Raw genomic sequence first — 24,140 nt, 5'->3', positions numbered from 1 at the left:
ATGATGCAGGAAACGAATTTACGGCAAAATTCGGCCAAAGGTGGCCGACTTATGCCGCATTCCTGCCGTTCGCGTGTTGCGAGTCCAAACATCCTATGCTAGACGAACCGCGAATTGCGGGGGAAGTGGGTCGCCAGGCCTCGATATCCTGCAAGTTATTGCAGCAAATTCAAGAAGTTAAGTTGACGGCCCACCGCCAGCTCGGTTCTTGGATGAAATTGAGAGAAGCTTGTGCCCGTGGCAGACACATCCCAGCTTATTTCCGGTGTTGCAGAAAGATATGCGTCCTCGCTTTTTGAACTCGCGCTCAGCGCCGGTTCCGTCGAGGCAGTCGGTGCGGATCTTACCCGCGTCCAGGCCCTGATCGACGGCAGCGATGATCTGAAGCGGCTGATCGCAAGCCCGGTCTTTTCTGCAGACGACCAGTTCAAGGCCATTTCGGCGGTTGCCGAAAAGGCTGGTATCTCCGGGCTCGTCGGCAACTTCCTCAAGGTTGTTGCCCGCAATCGTCGCCTCTTCGCGCTGCCGGGCATGATCAAGGCGTTCCGCCTGATCGCCGCGCGCCATCGTGGCGAAATCTCTGCCGACGTTACGTCGGCGCATGCGCTCTCCGCAGCGCAGCAAAACGAATTGAAGGCGACGCTGAAAGGCGTCACCGGCAAAGACGTGGCGGTCAACGTCACCGTCGACCCGTCTATTCTTGGAGGTCTGATCGTCAAGGTCGGGTCCCGCCAGATTGACACCTCCCTTCGCACCAAACTCTCTACCCTTAAGCTTGCACTGAAAGAGGTCGGCTGATGGATATCCGCGCCGCGGAAATTTCCGCAATTCTTAAAGATCAGATCAAAAATTTCGGCCAGGAAGCAGAAGTCTCCGAAGTCGGTCAGGTGCTTTCCGTCGGTGACGGTATTGCCCGCGTCTACGGCCTCGACAATGTTCAGGCAGGCGAAATGGTCGAATTCCCGGGTGGAATTCGCGGCATGGCGCTGAACCTCGAAGCCGACAACGTCGGTGTCGTTATCTTCGGTTCGGACCGTGACATCAAGGAAGGCGACACCGTCAAGCGGACTGGCGCCATCGTGGACGTTCCGGTTGGTCCGGAACTGCTCGGCCGCGTCGTCGACGCGCTCGGCAACCCGATCGACGGCAAGGGCCCGATCAACGCCAAGCAGCGTTCGCGCGTTGACGTCAAGGCTCCTGGTATCATTCCGCGCAAGTCGGTTCATGAGCCGATGTCGACCGGCCTCAAGGCCATCGACGCCCTCATCCCGGTTGGCCGTGGCCAGCGCGAGCTCGTCATCGGCGACCGCCAGACCGGCAAGACCGCCATCATCCTCGACACGATCCTCAACCAGAAGGCCATTCACGACAATGGTCCGGAAGGTGACAAGCTGTATTGCGTCTACGTCGCAATCGGCCAGAAGCGTTCGACGGTTGCCCAGTTCGTGAAGGTTCTGGAAGAGCGCGGCGCCCTGCAGTACTCGATCATCGTTGCTGCGACGGCTTCCGATCCGGCTCCGATGCAGTACCTCGCACCGTTCGCCGGCTGCGCGATGGGCGAATACTTCCGTGACAACGGCAAGCACGCTCTCATCGGTTATGACGACCTGTCCAAGCAGGCCGTTTCCTACCGTCAGATGTCGCTCCTGCTGCGCCGCCCGCCGGGCCGCGAAGCTTACCCGGGCGACGTTTTCTACCTGCACTCCCGCCTGCTCGAGCGCGCTGCAAAGCTGAACGACGACATGGGCGCTGGCTCGCTGACGGCTCTGCCGGTCATCGAAACGCAGGGCAACGACGTTTCGGCGTTCATCCCGACCAACGTGATCTCGATCACCGACGGCCAGATCTTCCTTGAAACCGACCTGTTCTATCAGGGCATCCGTCCGGCCGTTAACGTCGGTCTGTCGGTTTCGCGCGTCGGCTCCGCCGCGCAGATCAAGGCGATGAAGCAGGTTGCCGGCTCGATCAAGGGTGAACTCGCCCAGTATCGCGAAATGGCCGCCTTCGCGCAGTTCGGCTCGGACCTCGACGCCGCTACGCAGCGCCTGCTGAACCGCGGTGCCCGCCTGACCGAACTCCTGAAGCAGCCGCAGTTCTCGCCGCTGAAGACGGAAGAGCAGGTCGCTGTCATCTTCGCAGGCGTCAACGGTTACCTCGACAAGCTGCCGGTCAACCAGGTTGGCAAGTTCGAGCAGGGCCTGCTTTCGTACATGCGTTCGGAAGGCAAGGACATCCTGGAAACCATCCGCAAGGACAAGGCGATCTCCGACGACGTCAAGGGCAAGCTGAAGGCTGCAATCGACAGCTTCGCCAAGTCTTTCGCCTGAGCGGATTTCATTTAGGACGGATAACGGATGCCTTCACTTAAGGATCTGAAGAACCGGATCGCCTCCGTCAAGGCGACGCAGAAGATAACCAAGGCGATGAAAATGGTCGCCGCGGCGAAGCTTCGGCGTGCGCAGGAGGCGGCCGAGGCCGCCCGGCCTTACTCGCAGCGCATGGCTGCCGTTCTCGCCAACATCGCCCAGGCGGTTGGCGCGGACGACAGTGCGCCTGCCCTGATGACCGGAACCGGCAAGGACGATACGCACCTTCTGGTCGTCTGCACGGCTGAACGCGGCCTTTGCGGCGGCTTCAACTCGCAGATCGCCCGTCATGCCCGCGACCACGTTCGCAAGCTGCTTGCAGCCGGCAAGACGGTCAAGATCATCTGCGTCGGCAAGAAGGGCTTCGATATTCTGCGTCGCGAATTCGCGTCGCTGATCATCGATCGTGTCGACCTGCGTGAAGTCAAGAAGATCGGCTTTGAAAACGCCGACCAGATTGGCCACAAGGTCATCGGGCTCTTCGAAAAGGGCGAGTTCGATGTCTGCACGCTGTTCTATTCTGAGTTCAAGTCCGTTATCGCCCAGATTCCGACGGCTCAGCAGCTGATCCCCGCTTCGGCCGGCCCGGACGCAGCGGAAACATCGGATGCTTCGGCTGTCTACGAATATGAGCCGGACGCGGGCGCGATCCTGAGCGATCTCATTCCGCGCAACATTTCCGTGCAGATCTTCCGGGCCCTGCTCGAGAACGTCGCCGGCGAAATGGGCGCGAAGATGAGCGCGATGGACAACGCAACGCGCAACGCTGGTGAAATGATCAACAAGCTGACGCTGAACTACAACCGTCAGCGCCAGGCTCAGATCACCAAGGAACTCATTGAAATCATCTCGGGCGCGGAAGCGCTCTAAGGTTACGAGAAGAGGGTAAGGATTATGGCTAAGGCAGCTACCCCGAAAGAAACCGTAGCGGAGAAGAAGCCCGCTGCACCGAGGAAGGCAGCTTCCGCCAAGACCACAGCAGTTGCCGCAACCGGCGCTGTCGGTCGCGTAACGCAGGTCATCGGCGCCGTCGTCGACGTCGCGTTCGACGAAGGCCAGCTTCCGCAGATCCTGAACGCGCTGGAGACCGACAACAACGGTAACCGCCTCGTTCTCGAAGTCGCACAGCACCTCGGCGAAAACTCCGTCCGCACGATCGCCATGGACTCGACCGAAGGTCTGGTTCGCGGCCAGTCGGTCACCGATACGGGCGCACCGATCACGGTTCCGGTCGGCGACGAAACGCTCGGTCGTATCATGAACGTCATCGGCGAGCCGGTTGACGAAGCCGGTCCGCTCGTCACCTCCGGCAAGCGCGCCATCCACCAGGAAGCGCCGTCCTACGTCGAGCAGTCGACGGAAGCGCAGATCCTCGTCACCGGCATCAAGGTCGTCGACCTTCTCGCTCCTTACGCAAAGGGCGGCAAGATCGGTCTCTTCGGCGGCGCAGGCGTCGGCAAGACCGTTCTCATCATGGAACTGATCAACAACGTCGCCAAGGCGCACGGTGGTTACTCGGTATTCGCGGGCGTGGGTGAACGTACCCGCGAAGGCAACGACCTCTACCACGAAATGATCGAGTCCGGCGTTAACAAGCACGGCGGTGGCGCAGGCTCCAAGGCCGCGCTCGTATACGGCCAGATGAACGAACCGCCGGGCGCCCGCGCTCGCGTCGCTCTCACCGGTCTGACGATCGCTGAAGACTTCCGCGACAAGGGCCAGGACGTTCTGTTCTTCGTCGACAACATCTTCCGCTTCACCCAGGCAGGCTCCGAAGTGTCGGCTCTGCTCGGCCGTATTCCTTCGGCCGTGGGTTACCAGCCGACGCTGGCAACCGACATGGGTCAGATGCAGGAACGCATCACCACCACGACCAAGGGTTCGATCACCTCGGTTCAGGCGATTTACGTTCCCGCCGACGACTTGACCGACCCGGCGCCGGCAACCTCGTTCGCCCACCTGGACGCAACGACCGTTCTGTCGCGCTCGATCGCCGAAAAGGGCATCTACCCGGCCGTTGACCCGCTCGACTCCACGTCGCGCATGCTCGACCCGATGATCGTCGGCGAAGAGCACTACGAAGTGTCGCGTAAGGTCCAGACGACCCTGCAGCGCTACAAGGCTCTCCAGGACATCATCGCCATCCTGGGCATGGACGAACTGTCTGAAGAAGACAAGCTGGCCGTTGCCCGCGCTCGTAAGATCGAACGCTTCCTGTCGCAGCCGTTCTTCGTCGCCGAAGTCTTCACCGGTTCGCCGGGCAAGCTCGTCGCCCTCGAAGACACGATCAAGGGCTTCAAGGGCCTGGTCAACGGCGAGTACGACCACCTGCCGGAAGCTGCCTTCTACATGGTTGGCTCGATCGAAGAAGCGATCGAAAAGGCCAAGAAGCTGGCTGCAGAAGCCGCTTGATAGCACTGTTAAGCCTCGGCGCGGCTAAAGCGCCGAGGCTTTCATCCTGCCTTCGCCTGAGGGTAGGGAAGACATGCACAGCCGCCTTTTAGGTGGCACGCCCACAAGAAGTGAATGGTCATGGCCGATTTCAACTTTGAGCTTGTTTCCCCCGAGCGTCTGCTCCTGTCCGAAAAGGTGACGGAAGTCGTTCTTCCGGCGACCGAGGGCGAGATGACCGTAATGGCCAATCACGCGCCGACGATGACGACGATCAAGCCCGGCGTGGTCACGGTGAAGACGGCTGACGGCAAGATCGAGCGCTTTGCCGTGTTCGGCGGCTTTGCTGACATCCTGCCGACCGGCTGCACGCTGCTCGCCGAATCTGCCGTTCATGTCGACGAACTCGACCGTACGGTTCTTGAAAACCGCATCGACGCGGTTCGTGCCGAGCTGGAAGGCGCGGGCGACGAAAAGAAGACTCGTCTCGAACAGTTTGTTGCCGAACTGACGAAGCTCGGCGAGATCGTGATCCCGGCCTGAAAGGGACACCCGGAAGGGTAACGGATTTGAGAAAGCCCCGCCTTCGAGCGGGGTTTTTTATTGGTCGTCAGTCCTTTGGTGTGGCTTCTCATCTTTAAGTGGGGCCAGATGCAGGCAGAAAGCCGCATGCCATGCCCTTCCGCCTTAACCTTCGCGTCGGTGAATGTCTTGCCCGGATCGGCGCTTTAGCTATTCTTCATCAGAAGCCCTTTATTGGTCCCTGAACGTTCAGCTTAAAAGGAAGAGGCGCCGGCATGACGTCAAAGATTGTCCCGGTGATCATGGCGGGCGGACGTGGCACCCGTCTGTGGCCGCTCTCTCGCGCCGCCGCGCCAAAGCAGTTCCTGCAGATTCTTTCCGATCACTCACTGTTCCAGCAGACGCTGGAGCGTGTGCGCGACGCCAACCAGTTCGAACCGGCGATCATCGTTACGAACAGTGATTTCCGCTTCATCGTTGCGGAGCAGGCGCGGGCGATCAACGTTCATCTGGGCGACATCCTCCTCGAGCCGGTTGCACGCAACACCGCACCGGCCCTTGCCGCCGCTGCTTTCCAGGTTCTCGCCCGTTACGGCAAGGACGCTGTCATGCAGGTGCTCGCCTCAGACCATGAGATCGATGCCGGCGATGTCTACCGGGAATGCATACTCAGGGCCCACAAGGCTGCCCGCCACGGAGAGCTGGTGACCTTTGGTATTACGCCGACCGAACCGGCGACCGGCTATGGCTATATCGAGCGCGGCGAAGAACTGACGGCCGGCACGAACCGTGTGGCGCGTTTCGTCGAGAAGCCAGACCGCGCGAAAGCCGAGGCGATGCTCGAGACCGGGCGCTATCTTTGGAACTCGGGCATGTTCATGCTGCCGGCAAGGACTTTTCTCGAGGAGATGAAACGCCACGCGCCGCAGGTCTGGGAAGCGACGAAGCTCGCGTTGGAGGGGGCTCAGACGGACCTCGACTTCACCCGGCTGCATGCCGAGAGCTTCGCTACCGCGCCTGACATTTCGGTCGACTATGCGGTCTTCGAAAAGACCGAGCGGGCAGCCGTGGTGCCATCTCCCTTCCTCTGGTCCGATCTCGGCAGCTGGGACGCCGTCTGGAAGACGGGAGAAAAGGACGGCGACGGCAATGTCGTCACCGACAAGGCGACGGTGTCGAACACGCGCAATTCGCTTGTTCTTTCGCGCGACATCCACCTCGCGGTGCAAGGGCTGGACGATGTCGCCGTCATTGCCGGCGAGGATGCCGTCTATGTCGGCCGGCTGGCCGATAGCCAGAGCGTCGGTTCCATCGTCAAGACGCTGGCGAAGTCGCCGCAGACCACGGTGCTGACCGAGATCCACCCGACGTCCTATCGCCCCTGGGGTGCGGTCGCGGCCATTTCGGACGGTGAGCGCTTCGCCGTCAAACGTCTGCGCGTGAACCCCGGCAAGAAGATCTCGCTGCAGAAGCATCATCATCGGGCGGAACACTGGATCGTGGTGCGCGGCACGGCGGAGATCACGATGTCCGGGGAAACGCGAATGCTGCACGAGAACGAGTCGGTCTACATTCCGCCGGGGATCGTGCACCGGCTCCACAACCCCGGAAAAATTCCGCTGGAACTGATCGAAGTGCGCACCGGCTCCTATCTCGGCGAAGATGATATCATCCGCATCGAGGACGAATTCGGCCGAAGCTGAGGGGTCGTCCCTCAAAGTGCTGCGGCGACCTTTGCGCGTCTGATCCGACGCGTGGCGCAGTCGGCCCGGACCGATGGAAACGAAAAAAGCCCGGGCGAAGACCCGGGCTTTGTGCAGGTGAGAGCGGGATGTCTATCCCGCTCCAAATTCGGCACGCTTAAAGCTGAAGGATCAGCCGGCGACGCGCTCGGTTTCGCCCTTCTGAGCGTAGTAGTGGCCAAAGCGGTTTGCGAGGAAGGTATCGAGTGCGATGTCTTCCTGGCGAACGAAGCCCTTCGAGGCGATCTTGCCTTCGGCGAGCAGGTCGAGCACGGCGCAGATGCTGCCTGCCGTGGTGATCTGGATACCGCTCTGCATGCGACCGGCGACGACGCCGCTATAGACCTTGTTGGCGTAGGTTTCCTGGATCAGGCGACCGTCGCGGAAGCCCGAAACCGTAACGAAGATCACGACGACGTCCTGGGTGGTGGTCGGCAGGGCGTTTTCGAAGATGTCCTTGAGGACTTCGCGACGGTGGCGCAGGCCGAGGTCGTTCAGAAGCGCCTTCATGATCGCAGCGTGGCCGGGATAACGGATGGTCTTGTAGTTGAGCGTCCGAACCTTGCCCTTCAGCGTTTCGCAGAGGGTGCCGAGACCGCCCGACGTGTTGAAGGCTTCATAGGTGACGCCGTCGAGCGAGAATTCTTCGCGCTCTTCCATGGCCGGAACTTCGATCAGGTTGCTCTCAACGATCGCCTCGCAGGGCTCGATGTATTCGTTGATGACGCCGTCGGTGCTCCAGGTGAGATTGTAGTTCAGAGCGTTCGACGGATACTGCGGCAGAGCGCCGACGCGCATGCGCACGCTTTCCAGCGTCTGGAAGCGGCTGGCGAGATCGTTGGCGACGATCGAGATGAAGCCCGGTGCGAGGCCGCACTGCGGAATGAAGGCCGTGTTGGCCTTGGCGGCGATCGCCTTGACCTGGCGGGTGGATTCGACGTCTTCGGTGAGGTCCAGGTAGTGGATGCCAGCTTCAGCGGCAGCCTCGGCGATCGCGACCGTCAGGTGGAACGGAGCGGCGCTCAGAACCGCGAACTTGCCGGAGAGAAGGGCGACGAGTGCCTTCTTGTCGCCGATGTCGACGGTCGCCGTGGTGATCGCAGCGTGCTTTTCAACCTGCTCCAGCTGTTCGGCGGCGCGGTCGGCGACGCAAACGCTGTAGTCGCCGGTGTGGGCGAGCATGCGAGCAATGGTGGAGCCGATCTTGCCTGCTCCGATGACGACGATATTCTTCATTCTTTCCCCCAGGGCATGAGAACTGTGTGTGCCCTATTGTCGTGGCAGGGGGTGTTGATTTGAAGCGCTGATATGACTAAATCGCCTAGCTAAATTCGGCAGATTGCCCAACTGGACCGACGAAATGCAAATCACGGACAAGGATCGAGAGCTTCTCGCCATCCTCAGCGAAAACGCCCGCATGCCGACGGCGACGATCGCACGCAAGCTTGGCCTTTCACGCACGACGGTACAGGCCCGCATCGAGCGACTGGAGCGCGAAGGTGTCATCGCCGGCTATGGCGTGCGTCTGTCGGAAAGCTACGAAAAGGGGCTGGTCAAGGCGCATGTGCTGATCACCATCGCGCCGCGGGCGCTCTCCCGGGTCACTCCGGAGCTGAGCGCAATCCGCGAAATCCAGACCCTGCATTCTGTCAGCGGCAGTTTCGATCTCATCGCCGTGGTCGCGGCGACGTCGATCAGCGAGCTCGATCTCCTGATCGATCGTATCGGCGAGATTGACGGCGTCGACCGGACGCTTTCGTCCATTATCCTCTCGACCCGGATCGACCGGTAGACGGCCGCTTACCAGCGCTTTCAAGCCATGTCTACGGCTTGCCGGAAGGGGCGGCGGCTTCGTTTCCGGCGCCCGTACCTTCGGGCACTTTGGCCGGGACGTTCCAGGCCGTCGGTCCGCGAACGAAGGTCCGCACGCTGCCGTCGGCATAGGCGAGCCACTTGCTGCGGTCGAAGTAAAGTTCGGCAATGCTCTTTGGTCGTGCGCGCGGCGGCTGGTTCGCAAGGAAATTGAAGCGCGGTGTCACCTCATCGGACTCGCGCTTGAACTGGATGCGGCTGCCGAAACGCTTGAGGTCGAATTCCCTCAGTGCCTGGATCTGCAGGGTGATGCTTGCGGCGTCGGCCCAGCGCACATGTTCGAGGAACACGGACGCCGCCCGCGCTGCTGCGGTGGTCACGGCCTGGCGGTCCTCTTGACGTTCGATGTTGAGCTTGACGCGGAAGGAGGTGATTTCCTCCTCGCCGCTGCCTTTGACGAAGATGAAGATCGATGAGGGCTTGTCCTCGCCAGGACGCGGGAAGGAGACGAGTGACGAGCATTCCCATTGAGCGCGCTCGCCGGCACCGGCTTTCCATTCGAGTTCGCGAAAGCCGGCGTCGCGCAGCTCGTCGCAGAGTGCCTTGGGATCGCTGCGGATGACGCGCATGAACTGCTGCTCCGGCGTCTGCAGATCCTGGAAGGTCCAGGCGGGCAGGGCGATGCGCGGCGGTTCGCGCCTTGCCGGCCTTTCGGCCGTCGGTTCGGAGGGCTTGTTGCTCTCGAGGAAGGTCGTCGGCAGGCCCAGGGCCACGAGCGCTTTCTTGAGGTTGCGCTGTTCGTTGGCAAGCAGGGCCGTTGCGAGAATAGCCGTGACGATCAGGATGAGGGCGACGAGAAAGAAGCGCAGTCCAGTCCGACCGGCGGGCTTTGGAGCCGGCGTCTTGCCACGGGTCGCGCTCATGCTGCCCCGCCTGCCCGGCAGGGCGCGACGTGGCGCAGGACCTCCAGCAAAGATTGATCGGTCGGCCGGGCTTCCATGATCTCAGTTATCAACGGGTCTGGACCCTCTTCATCCCCGAAATCCGCAGCGGCGGCAATATGCAACCGCCGATATCGGCGGACGACTGTTGCATCCCGGCACAACGCGCCGCTGAAGTGGAGCTGAGGTGAACTAAGAAGTTGAAATCCAGGGACGATTCCATAGTTTCGAGACGCAACAGCAGATGGGACAAACCATGGCAGTAAATCCGGCCGAGCTTGTGATCGATGCATCGCTGGTCCGGCGGCTGATTGCGGCACAATTTCCGCAATGGTCGGATCTTGAGGTGCACCCGATCGAGCCCGGCGGCTGGGACAACAGGACGTTCCTGCTCGGCGACCGGATGACGGTGCGCCTGCCGAGCGCCGAGCGCTATGTCCTACAGGTGGAGAAGGAACATCGCTGGCTGCCGCGGCTGGCGCCCGTTCTGCCGCTGCCCATTCCGGTTCCCTTGGCCAAGGGTGTTCCCGGGGAAGGGTTTCCCTGGTGCTGGTCGGTCTATCGCTGGCTTCAGGGCGATACACTGGCGGTGGAGCGGGTCGCAGATCTTCGGGATATGGCGAAGGATCTCACGCATTTTCTGCGCGCCTTGCGACAGGCGGATGCTGTCGATGGCCCCTTGCCCGGCGACCACAATTTCCACCGCGGCGGTCCACCTGCCTTCTATGATGAGCAGACGCGTCAGGCGCTCGCGTTGCTTGAGGGACAGGTCGATACGAAGACGGCCCGGGAAGTCTGGGAAGCCGCACTTGCCGCGCCGTTCGGGGGGCCACCTGTCTGGTTTCACGGTGATGTCGCCTGGGGCAACCTGCTGGTGAAGGATGGCCGTTTAAGTGCGGTTATCGATTTCGGCACTTCGGGCATCGGCGATCCCGCCTGCGACCTCGCGATCGCCTGGACGTTCTTCCATGGCGATAGCCGCGAGGTCTTCCGTGATGGCATTGCACTCGATCGCGGCGCCTGGGCACGCGGGCGTGGCTGGACCCTGTGGAAGGCGCTGATCGTGCTTGCCGGCATGACCGGGGCGCGGGAAAGCGAGAAGGCAAGGCAGCTTGCGGTGATCGAAGAGGTGCTTGCGGATCATCGCCGCTTCGGCTAGCGCCCAAGCCCCGATCGGGCGCAAGCCAGCTTGACCCCGCTGCGAATTGCCTCTAGGTCAGGCGCACGCGGGACGACCCGCGTCGGTGCTTCGCCTGGGGACGGCCCCAGTATCTCGACCGAGATACTTGGAGTCGATCGCATCATGCAGCCCCAAAGCTCGCGGCACGCCCGCACGCCCTTTCCCTTCCTGGAACAGCCTGATCAACCCATCGGAAGCGTTCGCTTCGTGGGACGATTCCGGCCGCAGATCGCTTATCCAACACATTGACGCGTCGGCGGCCGCCGTCGCGTGCCGCAGATGTTTCGCCACCAACGCACGAGGTTGATGATGGCCGGACCCATCGAACAATTTGAGATCAAGTCACTCCTACCGATCGCCGAGATCGGCGGTCACCAGATCAGCTTTACCAACTCGGCCGCTTACATGCTGTTGACGGTTGCGATCGCCAGTCTGTTCCTGATCCTGTCGACGCGCAGACGTGGCCTCGTTCCGAACCGGGCGCAGTCGGCGGCCGAGATCCTCTATGAGTTTGCGGCAAAGACGCTGCGTGACAATGCCGGGGAGAAGGGCATGCGCTTTTTCCCGCTGGTCTTCTCGCTGTTCATGTTCATCCTCACCGCCAACCTGATCGGCATGTTCCCCTATGCGTTCACGGTGACGAGCCATATCGCCGTGACCTTCGCACTGGCAATGCTCGTGTTCCTGACGGTCACGCTCTACGGCCTCTACCGGCACGGCCTCGGCTTCCTCAGGCTGTTCATGCCGTCGGGCGTACCGTTGATTCTGGCGCCGATCATCATCCCGATCGAGGTGGTCTCCTACCTCTCGCGGCCCGTCAGCCACTCGGTTCGTCTCTTCGCGGTCATGCTGGCCGGTCACATCACGCTCAAGGTTTTTGCCGGCTTTGTCGTGGGGCTCAGCGGCTTCGGCGCGCTCGGCGTCCTGGCTGCGATCATGCCCCTACTGATGACGGTGGCATTGACCGGGCTCGAACTGCTGATGGCGCTTATCCAGGCCTATATCTTCACCATGCTCACCTGCATGTATCTCAACGACGCGCTCCATCCGAACCATTGAGAAGATGAAGGAGGCTCCCTGCAAGGGGAGCCTCTTTGTCATTCGACTGCCGTTCGCCGCGCTTCGTTCCGGTAGGTTCGCCAGGAGGACCATACAAAGGCGAGCAGGAACATCGCGGTCATCAAGAGCACGATGGTCGGCGCTGGCGCGCTGTCGATGAAGAAGGAAAGATAGACGCCGCAGAAGGAGGCTGTCATCGCGATCAGCACGGCGACGATGAGCATGGCGCCCATGGTGCGTGTGATCAGGAAGGCGATGGCGCCCGGTGCGATCAGCATGGCGATCGCAAGGATTAGCCCCACCGCCTTCAGCGCGCCGACGATCGTCAGCGACAGGATCGCGAGCAGGCCATAGTGCAGCCAGTTGACCGGAAGACCGACGGCTTTGGCCTGGGCGGGATCGAAGGCGTGCAGCAGGAAATCGCGCCATTTGACTGCGAGAATGCCGGTGGCGATCAAGGCGATCACGCCGGTCTCGATAATGTCCGGCCAGCCGATGCCGAGCATGTCGCCGAAGAGGATATGGTCAAGGTGAACGTCGCTCTGGATCTTGGTGTAGAGCACCAGCCCGAAGCCGAACATGCCGGAGAAGACCACGCCCATGACCGTGTCCTGCTTGATGCGGCTGTTCTCCTTGAGATAGCCGGTGAGCAGCGCACAGGACATGCCGGCGGCAAAGGCGCCGACGGCCAGCGGCAGACCCACGATGTAGGAGATGACGACGCCCGGGAAGACCGCGTGCGAGATCGCATCGCCCATCAGCGACCAGCCCTTCAGGACCAGGAAGCAGGAAAGCAGCGCCGTCGGGACAGCCACCAGCACCGAGATCAAAAGCGCATTGCGCATGAACTCGAATTCGAAGACGGCAAGCAACATGTCGAGCGAGATCATCGGGCAACCTCCGCCGGTTCGGCGCCGCGCCTGCGCGCAGCGAGAAGCCCGTGCTTCGGGGCGAAAACGAAGGCTGTCATGAAAATCAGGGTCTGCAGCACGATGATGATGCCGCCGGTGGCGCCATCGAGGAAGTAGCTGAAATAGGCGCCGAAGAAGCTCGTCAGTGCGCCGATGGCGACGCTGATCAGGATCAGCCGGGGGAAGCGGTCCGTCAGCAGATAGGCGGTTGCCCCCGGCGTTACCACCATGGCGATGACGAGGAAGGCGCCGACGGTCTGCAGTGCTGCGACCGTACAGGCCGAGAGTAGCGTGAAGAACAGCACCTTGAGGAAGGTGGTGGGAATGCCGATCGAGCGCGCGTGGCTCTCATCGAAGAAGGTCACCATCAGGTCCTTCCACTTCACGGTCAGAATGGCGAGCGAGACGATGCCGATGATGGCGAGCTGCAGCGTGTCGGCAGGCGTGATCGCCAGGATGTTGCCGAGCACGATCGTCTGGATGTTCACCGATGTCGGCGACAACGAGACCATGAACAGTCCGAGGCCGAAGAAGGAGGTGAAGATCAGGCCGATGATCGTGTCCTCCTTGAGCCGGGTGCGCTGGTTGAGGAACAGCATGGCGCCGGCGGCAAGCGCCCCGGAGAAGAAGGCGCCGAGCGAGAAGGGCAGCCCCAGCATGTAGGCGCCGGCGACACCGGGAACGATCGAGTGCGAGAGGGCGTCACCGATCAGCGACCAGCCCTTCAGCATCAGATAGGAGGAGAGGAAGGCGCAGACGGCGCCGACCAGTGCGCTGACCCACATGGCGTTGAGCATGTAGCCATAGGTGAAGGGTTCCAGGAGCGTGGCGATCATTTGCCGTTCGGCTCCCCGTTGGTCTCGGGTTTTGCCGGCTGCGCCACCATGCGGTCCTTGTCACCATACATGACCAGCGGGCGTTCGTCGTCGGTGATGACGGCAAGCTGCCGCGGGTCGGCATCGTCATGCAGGTTCTCGCCGCCGAGCACGAAATGCCGGAGCACGCCGCCGAAGGCGAGCTCAAGGTTTTCGCGGGTGAAGGTGGTTTCGGTCGGGCCGTAGGCAAGCACGGTGTTTTTGAGCAGCACGGTGCGGTCGCAGAATTCCGGCACGCTGCCGAGGTTATGTGTCGAAACCAGCATGACCCGGCCTTCGTCGCGCAATCCGATCAACAGGCGGATGATCGCGTCCTCGGTTTTCACGTCGACACCGGTAAAGGGTTCGTCGAGCAGGATGACCTTACCATCCTGGGCGAGCGCGCGCGCCAGGAAGACGCGCTTCTTCTGGCCACCCGAGAGTTCGCCGATCTGGCGCTTGCGGTAGTCGCTCATGCCGACGCGGGCGAGCGCCGCCTCGACCGCCTCGTGATCCGCCTTCTTCGGGATGCGCAGCATGTTCATGTGGCCGTAGCGGCCCATCATGACCACGTCTTCGACGAGAACCGGGAAGTTCCAATCGACCTCCTCGGCCTGCGGCACATAGGCGACGAGGTTCTTCTTCAGCGCATCCGGAACAGAACGGCCAAGGATCGAGATCTCGCCGCGCGACAGGCGGGCAAAGCCCATGATCGCCTTGAAGAGCGTCGACTTGCCGCTGCCGTTGACGCCGACGAGCGCGGTGATCGTGCCCGTCGGGATTTCGAAAGTGGCGTCGCGCAGGGCGCGCAGCCCGTTGCGGTAGGTGACGGTCGCGCCAGAAACACGGATACCGCTGCCTTGCTCGCCGGATACCGGCGTCGGGCCGGAGCGGGTCTTCACCTGGAGGTTCATTGCGAGAGGCCTTTGGCGATGGTTTCCGATGTGACGCGCAGCAGGTCGATATAGGTCGGAACCGGACCGTCCGCTTCGCTCAAGGAATCAACGTAGAGCACGCCGCCATATTTGGCACCGGTTTCGCGCGCGACCTGTTCGGCAGGATCCGGCGAAATCGTGCTTTCGGAGAAGACGACCGGAATGTGGTTGGCCCGGACGGCATCGATCACCTTGCGGACCTGCTGCGGGGTGCCCTGCTGATCGGCGTTGATCGGCCAGAGATAGAGTTCCTTCATCCCGAAATCGCGGATCAGGTAGCTGAAGGCGCCTTCGCTTGAAACGAGCCAGCGCTTGTCCTCGGGAATCCTGGTGATCTCGGCGCGGATCGGCGCAATGGCTGCCTCGATCTTCTGCTTATAGGCCTCGGCATTGGCCTTGTAAGTCTCGGCGTTGGCGGGATCGTACTTCACGAAGGCGTCGCGAATGTTGTCGACATAGATGAGGGCTGCCGACGGCGACATCCACGCATGCGGGTTGGGCTTGCCGCTGTAGGGGCCTTCGGCGATGCCCATGGGCTCGACACCCGTCGAGACGACGACACCCGGAACGTCGTCAAAATTCTGGAAGAACTTCTCGAACCAGCGCTCGAGGTTCAGGCCGTTCCAGAGGATCAGCTTGGCGTCATGCGCCTTCAGGATGTCACGCGGTGTCGGCTGGTAGTTGTGGATCTCGGCACCTGGCTTGGTGATCGATTCGACGATTGCCGCGTCGCCCGCGACGTTTTTCGCCATGTCGGCAATGACCGTGAAGGTCGTCACTGCCTTGAATTTTTCCTGCGCCCAAGCGGCGCTGGGAACGAGCGCGATGGTTGCCAGGGCAGCTGCCGCTGCCAGGATCGCGCGCTTCGTCTGATCGATCATTCGCTACTCCCAGATGTTGACATCAACAGGAGTAGGGGAATGATTTGCATAAGTCAATGCAAATGCGAAGCATTCGCAACTGGCTATTTTCAAAGCCAGTGCCCTTGGCTAGTGTACGACGATGAAACAGAACAAGAATCGTGTCGAAGAACTGGAAGGCGTCTTGAGGGATGGCGGCGTGCGCGTAACGCGCCAGCGCTCCGCCATCCTGAAAATTCTCGCCACCGCCGAAGACCATCCGGATGCAAACGAACTGCATCGTCGGGCGAAGGAAATCGACGCCACCGTCTCGCTTTCGACGGTGTACCGGACACTGTCGGCGCTCGAGCAACAGGGCGTGGTGCACCGCCATGCCTTTGAGAGCGCGACCGCGCGCTTCGAGACCGCCGACGCGCCGCACCACGACCATCTGATCGACATCGACACCGGTGCCGTGATCGAGTTTCGTTCAGACAAGATCGAGCAGTTGCAAGCGGAGATTGCCGCTGAGCTTGGCTACGATCTCGTGAGGCACCGCCTCGAGCTCTACTGCCGCAAGCGCAAGGACTGAGCGAAGCTCCTCGGAGCCGTTGCGCTTCTGATGTCGCGCAACGTCTGCTGCTGCTTTCAAATGAAAGAGCGTCAGCCGCGACCCGCGACAGCGGAGGTGCGCCGCCGCGCCGGTATCGTCATGGCCGCAACGCCGATGATGACACATCCAAGGCCGACCCAGGCGGTGTCCGATAGCCGCTCGCCGAGGAAGAGCACACCGATGGTGACGCCGACGGGCACGCGAAGATAGGCCTGGGCCGTGGCGCCGACGGAACCCAGCGTCTGGATCAGCCGGAAATAGATGGCGAAGGCGAGCGCGGTCGAAAAGACGGCAAGCCCGAGAAGTGCGAGCAGCGAGTCCATCGACGGCGCAAGCGTCCAGGGCCTGTCGACGATGAGGCTCGTCGGGATCAGCAGCACCGTGCCTGCCATCAGCGAGCCGGCAGCGGGCATCATCGGGTCGAGCCCCCTGAAACTGCGCCCGAAGATCGCAGCACCCGCATAGCAGACGGTGGCGAGCACGACGGCGAGCTGCGGCAGCAATTGTTCGCCAAGGCCGCCGAAGGCTTCCATGCCGATGATCAGGCTGATGCCGGCCATGCCGGCGATGACGCCGACGAGCTTGCGGGCGGTGACCGGCTCGTGGCGGGTGATCAGGACCGTCATCAGGAAGGCGAAGATCGGTGTGGTCGCATTGAGGATGGAGGCGATGCCGGCATCGATCGTCTGCTCGGCCCAGGCAATCAGCGTGAAGGGTACGACGCTGTTGAGGCAGGCCTGGAACATGAACCGCCGCCAAGTTGCCACGTCGCGCGGCATTTTCAGGCCACGCCAGCGAAGCACCGCATGCAGGATCGCGCCGGCGATCAGAGTCCGGGCGGCAATCAGCGTGACCGGCGGAATCGTTTCAACGCCGATCTTGATGAAGGTGTAGGAAGCGCCCCAGAGCGTGGCAAGCGCAAGCAGCAGGAGGAGCTCGAGGGTGAGATTGGTCTTGGCCATGGGAGAGAACCTTCGTGTCGTCATCGTTGCCATTCTTCTAGCGCGGCCGCGTTGTCCGATGCTTCGGTGGCGGTCGAAGTATCGGGATCTCGTTTTTGCAGAAGACGACGAAGCCCCGGCCCACCTTTCGGGGGACCGGGGCGGATGTTTTCGGCGCTGCCTTAGTGGCTGTCGGCGAGCTTGGCCGCGTTGACGGACGCGGACCGTTCCAGGCTCAGGCCGTTGAAGAAGGCGTTGAGCACCACAGCAGAGATCGAGGCGAGCACGATGCCGGACTCGATGATCGGGTGGATCGCATGCGGCAGCCACATCAGGTAGTTCGGCGCAATCAGCGGGATCAGGCCGAAGCCGACCGAGACGGCAACGACGAACAGGTTGTTGCGCGACGACTTGAAATCGACGGTCGACAGGATGCGTACGCCCGTGGCTGCCACCATGCCGAACATGACGAGGCCGGCACCGCCGAGTACGAAGGTCGGCACCGCTTCGACGAGCGCGCCCATCTTCGGGATCAGGCCGAGCGCGATCATGATTACGCCGCCCATCACGCAGACATAGCGGCTCTTGACGCCGGTGACGCCGACGAGACCGACGTTCTGCGAGAAGCTGGTATAGGGGAAGGTGTTGAACAGGCCGCCGATCATGGTACCGAGGCCATCGACCCGGAGACCCGCGGTCAATTGCTGCTGCGACACCGCGCGGTTGGTCATTTCACCGAGCGCCAGGAACATGCCGGTCGATTCGATCATCACCACGATCATGACAAGCGACATGGTGGCGATCAGTACCGGATCGAAGATCGGCATGCCGAAGCGTAAGGGGGTGACTACGGCGAACCAGCCGGCATCCGCCACCCGGTCGAAGTGCATCATGCCGAGCGCGGCGGCGACGACGCAGCCAAGGACGACGCCGGTCAGCACCGCGATGTTGCTGATCAAGCCGCGGCCGAAGCGCGCGATGACGAGGATCGACACGAGCACGAAGGCGGCAAGCGCGATGTGGCTCGGCTGTGCATAGATCGGGTTCGGCGTCGTGGCCCCAAGCACCAGTCCGTCCGGCACCGCCGGTCCGCCTGTCTCAGCGGCCTTCTTCAGCCCCGCCAGCCATTCGGCATGGGTCGGGTCGACCAGCTTCGGCGCCGTCGGGCCGAAGGGATTGCCGAAGATCCAGTTGACGCCCACACGCATCAGCGAAACGCCGATGACCAGGATGATGGTGCCGGTGACGATGGGCGGAAAGAACTTGAGCAGCCTGCCCATCAACGGCGCGAGCAGCAGCGCGACGAGACCTGCACCGATGATGGCGCCGAAGATCATACGCGCACCTTCCTGGCCCGGTGTCATTGCCGCCATCGAAACCATCGGGCCGACGGAGGCGAAAGTGACACCCATCATGACCGGAAGGCGGATGCCGATGCCGCGGCCGAGGCCGAGCGACTGGATGATGGTGACGATGCCGCAGACGAACAGATCGGCCGAGATCAGGAAGGCGACGTCCTGTGGGCTGAGCTGCAGCGCCCGGCCGACGATCAGCGGCACCGCGACCGCACCGCCATACATGACGAGAACATGCTGGATCCCAAGCGTTGCGAGCCTGCCCACCGGCAGCTTCTCGTCCACCGGGTGAATGCTGGAAACGTCGCTCATGGTTCCTCCTCCCATTGCATCGACCAGTCCGGGCTCCCCGTCCTCCAACGGGGAACTGCAATTTTTCCGTGCCGAGGCAGAATGTCGCAAGTATCGCCAAAACGAAAACACTTTCCGGAATCCGGAGGGAATAGGCGATGGCGAGCGTGGCAGGGATGATTGCTTTCGACCCAATGCCACCAACGGATGCAACGTTGCCGCAATGCAGCGCGGCCATGGTGCGACCATTGCCGCGCAGGTTGCGGCGCAGCTGTTTGGGACCGCGATCGATGAATCCTTGGCAACCCGCCCTCGCATTCCACCGCCTGTTCGGCATTTTGCTCGTGCTTGCAATCGCCCTATGGCCGACAGTCGTGCGCGCTGATGGTGCGACCTTTCCCGGCCAATGGCAGCAGGTGGCGTCGGGCATGGATGCGTGTGTCGCCTGCTGGGTCGAGATCAGACGCAACGGCCCGGTCTTGAAAGTGACCGGCAAGGGTGGCTGGGTTGCCGTCGCCCATGTCGGGAGAGCGGGAGACGACAACAGCGCCGAGGGCATCGGCCGCTGGGGCGAAAGCGACGCGAGCCACTACAGTGGCCAACCGTTCGACATACGCGTCGCGATCGTCGACAAGCATCTCTACATGGACATGCTGGTGCAGATGGACGATGGCTCGACGCGGGCCGTCAGAGCGATCTTCGACAAGCGCCGATCGGAAAAGTCCGGGCGCCGCGTGATGGTGAAATCGTAGAGCTTCGCTTCCGATCAGACCTCGCCTGATCTTGCGCCGTTTGCCGGGAAGAGGTTGGCGGCCATGAAATCTACGAAGACGCGCAGTTTCGGCGAGAGATGTCGGCTGGATGGCCACAGGATCCGGTAGGTGCCGCAGCGGCGCAGCTGGTTTTCGAGAACCGCTACGAGCGTTCCCTCGCGCAGCTGCCGACGGATCGTGAAATCCGGAAGGCAGACGATGCCAAGCCCTTCCTCGGCCATATGGATCAGCGGCTCCAGCGCATTGGAGACAGTCGTCACCGGAACATCGACACTCGCCTCTGTGCCGTCCTCCATCAACGGCCACGGCTCAAGCCTGCCCGTCGAGGGAAACCGATGGTGCAGGCAGTGATGGCGTTCCAGATCCTTTGGCGTTACCGGCGTGCCATGTTTCTCGAAATAGGCCGGTGACGCGACGAGAATGGGATGAAAGGTTCCGATCTGGCGTGTCATCAGGCGGGAATCGCCGAGCTCGCCGCTCCGGATCACGACATCGAAACCTTCCTCGATGACGTCGACCATGCGGTCGGAGAAATCGAGATCGATCTCGACCTCCGGATAGGTGCGCATGAAAGCCGTCAGCGTCGGCATCAACAGCATGCCGGCCATCGGCAGGCTGACGCGCAGCTTGCCCCGCGGAACCTCCTGGCTCTGCATCAGTTCGGTCTCGGCGGCTTCGACCTCGCAAAAAATCCGCCGGCAGCGTTCGAGAAACAGCGTGCCTTCCGGCGTCAACGTGACGCTGCGGGTACTGCGATGAAAAAGGCGAACACACAAGCGTTCCTCTAGACGAGCAATCGCCTTGCCGACAGCCGACGGTGAAACGCCGAGCTGCGTCGCGGCCCCGGTGAAGCTGCGAGCCTCTGCCGCCTGCACGAAAGCGTTGAGCGCTCCAAGGCTGTCCATTCGTCGTCCTCGTCCGTTGATCGGGATTGCAGATATTTTTGTCCGATATCTTCGGATCTGTAGCGCATTTTTCTTTTATTGGAAGCTCGCCACAGTCCGCCTGCCCGACACAGCGCACTTGAGGCGCGCAACACCGTCGGCGAAAAGGAGAAAACATGCAGCAGGCACTGTTGGCCGGATTCCGTGGGGGTCCGCAACCCACCGTCTTCATCGTCAATGTCATTCACGCCCACGAGGGCAAGCAGGAAGAGGCGTTTCGCCTGATCCAGGACGTCGTGCACTATGTGGCCGAGCGCAAGGAGGGCTTTCTCTGGAGCAACCTCTCCAAGAGCACCGACGGCAAGACGGTGGTCAACATCGAAGCGATAGCCGGCGAAGGGAACGTTGAGGAATTCTTCAGCGACCCCGTGTTCCTCGAAAAATTCGGGGCGCTGCATTCGGTCTCGACCTTTGAGTTCCACACCTATCGCGTTGATGACCTGGTGCTGCCCAAGCGAACGGCACCTGCCGTGTCGGCATAGGCGAGACAGCGAGCCTCCCCAGCCGGCGGCGAACGACTTGCGCGCGTTTCCGTCCCTGCCGCTAGGCGGATGCCGTCGGCGATCACCCTGAAAGACAATTTCCATGCAAACCATCAACCGTACACTTGCGCCAGTGCAGGAAGCTGCATTGCGGCCGCCGGCGATCCCTGAGCGCGGGCTGCCGCTTTCGGCGCTGCTTGCACTTGCGACGGCCGGCTTCGTTACCATCCTCACGGAGGCACTGCCGGCCGGCCTGCTACCGCAGATCGGCGCCGATCTCGGCGTCTCACAATCGCTGGCCGGACAGATGGTGACGATCTACGCGATCGGTTCGCTCGTCGCCGCCATCCCGCTCGTTGCGCTGACGAGGACCTGGCGCCGGCGGCCGCTGCTGGTCGCAGCAATCTCCGGCTTTGCCGTGGTCAACACGGTGACCGCGTTCTCGAACGACTATGTCCTGACGATGGCAGCCCGCTTTGTCGCCGGTGTCTTTGCCGGCCTGCTCTGGGCGCTTGCGGCCGGTTACGCCAGTCGCATGGTGGCGCCTGAGCAACAGGGCAGGGCGATCGCCATCGCCATGCTCGGTGCGCCGGTGGCGCTCTCGATCGGCATTCCCGCCGGAACGATGCTTGGCGCCATGACCGGCTGGCGGCTGACTTTCGGCCTCCTCACCGTGACCACCGTGCTCCTCGTCGCCTGGGTCCTGTGGGCGGTTCCCGACTTGCCGGGGCAGCGCACCGCGCGGCGGCTGGTACTTTCATCGGTGTTTCGGCTGCCCGGCGTCCGGCCAGTGCTCTTCGTGATGTTCGCCTTCGTTCTCGCCCACAACATTCTCTACACCTACATCGTGCCGTACCTGCAGCCGTCGGGCCTGGATGCGGACGCCGACCGGTTGCTGTTCGTCTTCGGCGTGGCCTCGCTGGCCGTCATTCCGATCATCGGGGCGCTGGTCGACCGGCACCTGCGCCTGCTGGTGCTGGCGAGCGCGGCGCTTTTTGCAGCGGCATCGCTGCTGCTTGCTGTCTTCATAGCGCAGCCGCTGGCGATCTATCTCGGTGTCGTTGCCTGGGGTCTGGCTTTCGGTGGCGCGCCGACATTGTTTCAGACAGCTTCTGCAAAGGCTGCCGGCGCGGAGGCCGATGCGGCGCAGTCGATGATCGTCACCGGCTGGAATGCGGCGATGGCCGGCGGCGGGTTGGCCGGCGGGCTTCTGCTCGACAGCGCCGGCGCGACAGTTCTTCCCGTCATGCTGCTGGCGATCCTGCTCCCGGCTCTGGCCGTGGCGTGGCTTGGGCGGCAAGGCTTTCCGCGCTCGCCCCGGTGATCTGCTTACAGGCAACGAAAAACCGGAGCCGTTGCCGACCCCGGTGCCGCATCTCCTGCAAGAAAAAGGCCGCCCGGTCGGGGCGGCCTTCTTTTTTACTTCTGCCAGCTCTTGACCAGATCGTCGTAGTTGACGGTCTGCGGCTTTTCCTTCTCGTTCTCGATCTTCAGCTGTGGAGCGAGGTTGCCCTTGGAAACGGCGTCCTGGTTCCAGTATTCGAGATCGTGCTCTTCGGCGAGCTTCGGACCGATGTCGCCCTGGACGCCCGAACGCTCGAGGCGGGAGAGAACCTTCTCCTGCTCGGCGCACAGCGAGTCCATGGCTTCCTGAGCGGTCTTGGCACCCGAGGATGCGTCACCGATCGCCTGCCACCACAGCTGAGCCAGCTTCGGATAGTCAGGAACGTTCGTGCCGGTCGGCGACCACTGCAGGCGGGCCGGCGAACGGTAGAACTCGATCAGACCGCCGAGCTTCGGAGCGCGGTCCGTGAAGCTCTTGTGGTCAAGCGTCGACTGGCGGATGAAGGTGAGGCCGACATGGCTCTTCTTCACGTCGACGGTCTTCGAGGTCACGAACTGCGCATAGAGCCAGGCGGCCTTGGCGCGGTCGTCCGGCGTGGACTTCAGAAGCGTCCAGGAACCGGCGTCCTGGTAACCGAGCTTCATGCCGTCCTTCCAGTAGACGCCGTGCGGGCTCGGAGCGAAACGCCACTTCGGCGTGCCGTCTTCGTTGACGACCGGCAGACCCGGCTTGACGAAGTCGGCGGTAAACGCCGTGTAGGTGAACATCTGCTGGGCGACTTCGCCCTGCGACGGAACCGGGCCGGATTCCGAGAAGGTCATGCCCTGGGCAGCAGCCGGTGCATAGGCCTTCATCCAGTCGAGGTACTTCTGGATGGAGTACACGGCGGCCGGGCCGTTGGTGTCACCACCGCGGGCGACGCACGAGCCGACCGGACGCGAGTTCTCGTCGACCTTGATGCCCCATTCGTCGACGGGCTTGCCGTTCGGGATGCCCTTGTCGCCGTTGCCGGCCATCGACAGCCAGGCATCGGTGAAGCGCCAGCCGAGCGACGGGTCCTTCTTGCCGTAGTCCATGTGACCATAGACCTTCTTGCCGTCGACTTCGCGGCCGGTGAAGAACTCGGCGATGTCCTCATAGGCCGACCAGTTGACCGGAACGCCGAGGTCGTAGCCGTACTTCGCCTTGAAGTCCGCCTTGTTCTTCTCGTCGTTGAACCAGTCGTAGCGGAACCAGTAGAGGTTCGCGAACTGCTGGTCGGGCAACTGGTACAGCTTGCCGTCCGGCGCGGTCGTGAAGGACTTGCCGATGAAGTCGTCGATGTCGAGGTTCGGGTTGGTGACGTCCTTGCCTTCATTGGCCATGAAGTCGGTCAGGCTGCGGGCCTGCTGGTAGCGCCAATGGGTACCGATCAGGTCCGAGTCGTTGATGTAGGCGTCGTAGACGTTTTCGCCCGACTGCATCTGTGTCTGCAGCTTTTCGACGACGTCGCCTTCGCCGATCAGGTCGTGGGTGATCTTGATGCCGGTGATGTCGGAGAACGCCTTGGCCAGGGTCTTCGATTCGTATTCATGCGTGGTGATCGTTTCGGAAACGACCTTGATCTCCATGCCGGCAAAGGGCTTGGCCGCATCGACGAACCACTGCATTTCGGCTTCCTGGGCCGCGCGGTCAAGCGAGGACATGTCGCCGATTTCGGTATCGAGGAACTTCTTTGCCTCGTCCATGCCGGCGAATGCGGTGCCGGTGAAAGCCAGCAGCATAGCCGCCGTTGTAGTCAAAAGATGCCGTCGCATATTTCCCTCCCTTAGGTTTGCGAATGCGGTTCTTTAGCTTTTCGGGGG

General features: G+C 62.2%; 23 protein-coding genes. 13 read left to right on the top strand and 10 right to left on the bottom strand.

All coding sequences use genetic code 11. From position 1 onward, the window contains the following. The first annotated feature begins 231 nt into the window (after nt 1–231). From PWG15_RS17175 to PWG15_RS17150, 6 genes are all read left to right on the top strand, one after another. Nucleotides 232–798, top strand: a complete 567-nt coding sequence (locus PWG15_RS17175) for a F0F1 ATP synthase subunit delta (protein WP_275021731.1) — start codon at nt 232–234, stop codon at nt 796–798. After that, nucleotides 798–2,327: a F0F1 ATP synthase subunit alpha gene (gene atpA, locus PWG15_RS17170; protein ID WP_034802507.1), complete on the top strand. Its 1,530-nt coding sequence runs from the start codon at nt 798–800 to the stop codon at nt 2,325–2,327. Before PWG15_RS17175 ends, atpA begins: the two co-directional genes overlap by 1 nt. Nucleotides 2,328–2,354: 27 nt before the next feature. Beyond that, the gene (locus PWG15_RS17165; RefSeq protein ID WP_275021730.1) at nt 2,355–3,236 is read left to right on the top strand and encodes a F0F1 ATP synthase subunit gamma; all 882 of its coding nucleotides are present in this window, start codon (nt 2,355–2,357) and stop codon (nt 3,234–3,236) included. A 24-nt stretch (nt 3,237–3,260) separates the two neighbouring features. Further along, entirely contained in the window at nt 3,261–4,778 is a 1,518-nt protein-coding gene (gene atpD / locus PWG15_RS17160) for a F0F1 ATP synthase subunit beta (protein ID WP_275021729.1), read from the top strand. A gap of 120 nt (nt 4,779–4,898) precedes the next feature. Beyond that, nucleotides 4,899–5,300, top strand: a complete 402-nt coding sequence (locus PWG15_RS17155) for a F0F1 ATP synthase subunit epsilon (RefSeq protein WP_275021728.1) — start codon at nt 4,899–4,901, stop codon at nt 5,298–5,300. A gap of 254 nt (nt 5,301–5,554) precedes the next feature. Continuing rightward, complete coding sequence (locus tag PWG15_RS17150; protein ID WP_275021727.1) at nt 5,555–6,982, top strand: mannose-1-phosphate guanylyltransferase/mannose-6-phosphate isomerase; 1,428 nt, start codon at nt 5,555–5,557, stop codon at nt 6,980–6,982. 171 nt (nt 6,983–7,153) lie between these two features. On the opposite strand, the gene PWG15_RS17145 is transcribed toward PWG15_RS17150, so the two are convergent. Further along, nucleotides 7,154–8,257 (bottom strand): saccharopine dehydrogenase family protein, encoded by a 1,104-nt coding sequence (locus PWG15_RS17145; protein ID WP_275021726.1) that lies wholly within the window; start codon nt 8,255–8,257, stop codon nt 7,154–7,156. Between the two features lie 124 nt (nt 8,258–8,381). Between PWG15_RS17145 and PWG15_RS17140 the strand changes: the two genes are divergently transcribed. Further along, a complete protein-coding gene (locus PWG15_RS17140; RefSeq protein WP_275021725.1) occupies nt 8,382–8,813 on the top strand; it encodes an Lrp/AsnC family transcriptional regulator in 432 nt (143 codons plus the stop codon). Between the two features lie 31 nt (nt 8,814–8,844). On the opposite strand, the gene PWG15_RS17135 is transcribed toward PWG15_RS17140, so the two are convergent. Further along, nucleotides 8,845–9,756 carry a DUF6030 family protein gene (locus tag PWG15_RS17135; protein ID WP_275021724.1) on the bottom strand — a complete coding sequence of 304 codons (912 nt, stop codon included), beginning with the start codon at nt 9,754–9,756 and terminating at the stop codon, nt 8,845–8,847. A gap of 274 nt (nt 9,757–10,030) precedes the next feature. On the opposite strand from PWG15_RS17135, the gene PWG15_RS17130 reads away from it, so the two are divergent. Both PWG15_RS17130 and PWG15_RS17125 read left to right on the top strand, forming a co-directional pair. Further along, on the top strand, nt 10,031–10,933 hold the full coding sequence (locus PWG15_RS17130; RefSeq protein ID WP_275021723.1) for an aminoglycoside phosphotransferase family protein: 903 nt from the start codon (nt 10,031–10,033) through the stop codon (nt 10,931–10,933). Nucleotides 10,934–11,263: 330 nt separating this feature from the next. Continuing rightward, nucleotides 11,264–12,013 (top strand): F0F1 ATP synthase subunit A, encoded by a 750-nt coding sequence (locus PWG15_RS17125; RefSeq protein WP_275021722.1) that lies wholly within the window; start codon nt 11,264–11,266, stop codon nt 12,011–12,013. Nucleotides 12,014–12,051: 38 nt separating this feature from the next. On the opposite strand, the gene PWG15_RS17120 is transcribed toward PWG15_RS17125, so the two are convergent. From PWG15_RS17120 to PWG15_RS17105, 4 genes are read right to left on the bottom strand one after another with little or no spacing between them, the layout of a single operon-like run. After that, nucleotides 12,052–12,903 carry a metal ABC transporter permease gene (locus PWG15_RS17120; RefSeq protein ID WP_275021721.1) on the bottom strand — a complete coding sequence of 284 codons (852 nt, stop codon included), beginning with the start codon at nt 12,901–12,903 and terminating at the stop codon, nt 12,052–12,054. After that, nucleotides 12,900–13,760 (bottom strand): metal ABC transporter permease, encoded by an 861-nt coding sequence (locus PWG15_RS17115; protein WP_275021720.1) that lies wholly within the window; start codon nt 13,758–13,760, stop codon nt 12,900–12,902. The genes PWG15_RS17120 and PWG15_RS17115 overlap by 4 nt, the downstream gene beginning before the upstream one ends. Then, nucleotides 13,757–14,692 carry a manganese/iron ABC transporter ATP-binding protein gene (locus tag PWG15_RS17110; RefSeq protein WP_275021719.1) on the bottom strand — a complete coding sequence of 312 codons (936 nt, stop codon included), beginning with the start codon at nt 14,690–14,692 and terminating at the stop codon, nt 13,757–13,759. Before PWG15_RS17110 ends, PWG15_RS17115 begins: the two co-directional genes overlap by 4 nt. Continuing rightward, nucleotides 14,689–15,594: a metal ABC transporter substrate-binding protein gene (locus PWG15_RS17105; protein WP_275021718.1), complete on the bottom strand. Its 906-nt coding sequence runs from the start codon at nt 15,592–15,594 to the stop codon at nt 14,689–14,691. Before PWG15_RS17105 ends, PWG15_RS17110 begins: the two co-directional genes overlap by 4 nt. 121 nt (nt 15,595–15,715) lie before the next feature. Between PWG15_RS17105 and PWG15_RS17100 the strand changes: the two genes are divergently transcribed. Then, on the top strand, nt 15,716–16,144 hold the full coding sequence (locus tag PWG15_RS17100; protein ID WP_173517719.1) for a Fur family transcriptional regulator: 429 nt from the start codon (nt 15,716–15,718) through the stop codon (nt 16,142–16,144). Between the two features lie 71 nt (nt 16,145–16,215). Here the strand turns inward: PWG15_RS17100 and PWG15_RS17095 are convergent, their stop codons facing one another. Beyond that, nucleotides 16,216–17,127, bottom strand: a complete 912-nt coding sequence (locus PWG15_RS17095; RefSeq protein WP_275021717.1) for a DMT family transporter — start codon at nt 17,125–17,127, stop codon at nt 16,216–16,218. Between the two features lie 161 nt (nt 17,128–17,288). Then, nucleotides 17,289–18,773, bottom strand: a complete 1,485-nt coding sequence (locus tag PWG15_RS17090) for a nucleobase:cation symporter-2 family protein (RefSeq protein WP_275021716.1) — start codon at nt 18,771–18,773, stop codon at nt 17,289–17,291. A gap of 269 nt (nt 18,774–19,042) precedes the next feature. On the opposite strand from PWG15_RS17090, the gene PWG15_RS17085 reads away from it, so the two are divergent. Beyond that, the gene (locus PWG15_RS17085; RefSeq protein ID WP_275021715.1) at nt 19,043–19,504 is read left to right on the top strand and encodes a hypothetical protein; all 462 of its coding nucleotides are present in this window, start codon (nt 19,043–19,045) and stop codon (nt 19,502–19,504) included. 14 nt (nt 19,505–19,518) lie between these two features. On the opposite strand, the gene PWG15_RS17080 is transcribed toward PWG15_RS17085, so the two are convergent. Continuing rightward, on the bottom strand, nt 19,519–20,430 hold the full coding sequence (locus tag PWG15_RS17080) for a LysR family transcriptional regulator (RefSeq protein WP_275021714.1): 912 nt from the start codon (nt 20,428–20,430) through the stop codon (nt 19,519–19,521). Between the two features lie 155 nt (nt 20,431–20,585). On the opposite strand from PWG15_RS17080, the gene PWG15_RS17075 reads away from it, so the two are divergent. Further along, the gene (locus PWG15_RS17075) at nt 20,586–20,951 is read left to right on the top strand and encodes an antibiotic biosynthesis monooxygenase (RefSeq protein WP_275021713.1); all 366 of its coding nucleotides are present in this window, start codon (nt 20,586–20,588) and stop codon (nt 20,949–20,951) included. A 103-nt stretch (nt 20,952–21,054) separates the two neighbouring features. Beyond that, nucleotides 21,055–22,275 (top strand): MFS transporter, encoded by a 1,221-nt coding sequence (locus tag PWG15_RS17070; RefSeq protein WP_275021712.1) that lies wholly within the window; start codon nt 21,055–21,057, stop codon nt 22,273–22,275. A gap of 95 nt (nt 22,276–22,370) precedes the next feature. Here PWG15_RS17070 and PWG15_RS17065 read toward each other — a convergent pair whose 3' ends face one another. Continuing rightward, complete coding sequence (locus PWG15_RS17065) at nt 22,371–24,092, bottom strand: ABC transporter substrate-binding protein (RefSeq protein WP_275021711.1); 1,722 nt, start codon at nt 24,090–24,092, stop codon at nt 22,371–22,373. Nucleotides 24,093–24,140 lie beyond the last annotated feature (48 nt).

The organism is Ensifer adhaerens (genome assembly GCF_028993555.1).
GTDB classification, from domain to species: domain Bacteria; phylum Pseudomonadota; class Alphaproteobacteria; order Rhizobiales; family Rhizobiaceae; genus Ensifer; species Ensifer adhaerens_I.
Note: the sequence above shows the minus strand (reverse complement) of the source record. Positions and strands in the feature narration are given on the sequence as shown.

Bases quoted from the DNA above. Each gene is read 5' to 3' on its own strand.
- atpA (WP_034802507.1), top strand. From the start codon at position 798: ATGGATATCCGCGCCGCGGAAATTTCCGCAATTCTTAAAGATCAGATC.
- PWG15_RS17165 (WP_275021730.1), top strand. From the start codon at position 2,355: ATGCCTTCACTTAAGGATCTGAAGAACCGGATCGCCTCCGTCAAGGCG.
- atpD (WP_275021729.1), top strand. From the start codon at position 3,261: ATGGCTAAGGCAGCTACCCCGAAAGAAACCGTAGCGGAGAAGAAGCCC.
- PWG15_RS17155 (WP_275021728.1), top strand. From the start codon at position 4,899: ATGGCCGATTTCAACTTTGAGCTTGTTTCCCCCGAGCGTCTGCTCCTG.
- PWG15_RS17150 (WP_275021727.1), top strand. From the start codon at position 5,555: ATGACGTCAAAGATTGTCCCGGTGATCATGGCGGGCGGACGTGGCACC.
- PWG15_RS17145 (WP_275021726.1), bottom strand. From the start codon at position 8,257: ATGAAGAATATCGTCGTCATCGGAGCAGGCAAGATCGGCTCCACCATT.
- PWG15_RS17140 (WP_275021725.1), top strand. From the start codon at position 8,382: ATGCAAATCACGGACAAGGATCGAGAGCTTCTCGCCATCCTCAGCGAA.
- PWG15_RS17135 (WP_275021724.1), bottom strand. From the start codon at position 9,756: ATGAGCGCGACCCGTGGCAAGACGCCGGCTCCAAAGCCCGCCGGTCGG.
- PWG15_RS17130 (WP_275021723.1), top strand. From the start codon at position 10,031: ATGGCAGTAAATCCGGCCGAGCTTGTGATCGATGCATCGCTGGTCCGG.
- PWG15_RS17125 (WP_275021722.1), top strand. From the start codon at position 11,264: ATGGCCGGACCCATCGAACAATTTGAGATCAAGTCACTCCTACCGATC.
- PWG15_RS17120 (WP_275021721.1), bottom strand. From the start codon at position 12,903: ATGATCTCGCTCGACATGTTGCTTGCCGTCTTCGAATTCGAGTTCATG.
- PWG15_RS17115 (WP_275021720.1), bottom strand. From the start codon at position 13,760: ATGATCGCCACGCTCCTGGAACCCTTCACCTATGGCTACATGCTCAAC.
- PWG15_RS17110 (WP_275021719.1), bottom strand. From the start codon at position 14,692: ATGAACCTCCAGGTGAAGACCCGCTCCGGCCCGACGCCGGTATCCGGC.
- PWG15_RS17105 (WP_275021718.1), bottom strand. From the start codon at position 15,594: ATGATCGATCAGACGAAGCGCGCGATCCTGGCAGCGGCAGCTGCCCTG.
- PWG15_RS17100 (WP_173517719.1), top strand. From the start codon at position 15,716: ATGAAACAGAACAAGAATCGTGTCGAAGAACTGGAAGGCGTCTTGAGG.
- PWG15_RS17095 (WP_275021717.1), bottom strand. From the start codon at position 17,127: ATGGCCAAGACCAATCTCACCCTCGAGCTCCTCCTGCTGCTTGCGCTT.
- PWG15_RS17090 (WP_275021716.1), bottom strand. From the start codon at position 18,773: ATGAGCGACGTTTCCAGCATTCACCCGGTGGACGAGAAGCTGCCGGTG.
- PWG15_RS17085 (WP_275021715.1), top strand. From the start codon at position 19,043: ATGAATCCTTGGCAACCCGCCCTCGCATTCCACCGCCTGTTCGGCATT.
- PWG15_RS17080 (WP_275021714.1), bottom strand. From the start codon at position 20,430: ATGGACAGCCTTGGAGCGCTCAACGCTTTCGTGCAGGCGGCAGAGGCT.
- PWG15_RS17075 (WP_275021713.1), top strand. From the start codon at position 20,586: ATGCAGCAGGCACTGTTGGCCGGATTCCGTGGGGGTCCGCAACCCACC.
- PWG15_RS17070 (WP_275021712.1), top strand. From the start codon at position 21,055: ATGCAAACCATCAACCGTACACTTGCGCCAGTGCAGGAAGCTGCATTG.
- PWG15_RS17065 (WP_275021711.1), bottom strand. From the start codon at position 24,092: ATGCGACGGCATCTTTTGACTACAACGGCGGCTATGCTGCTGGCTTTC.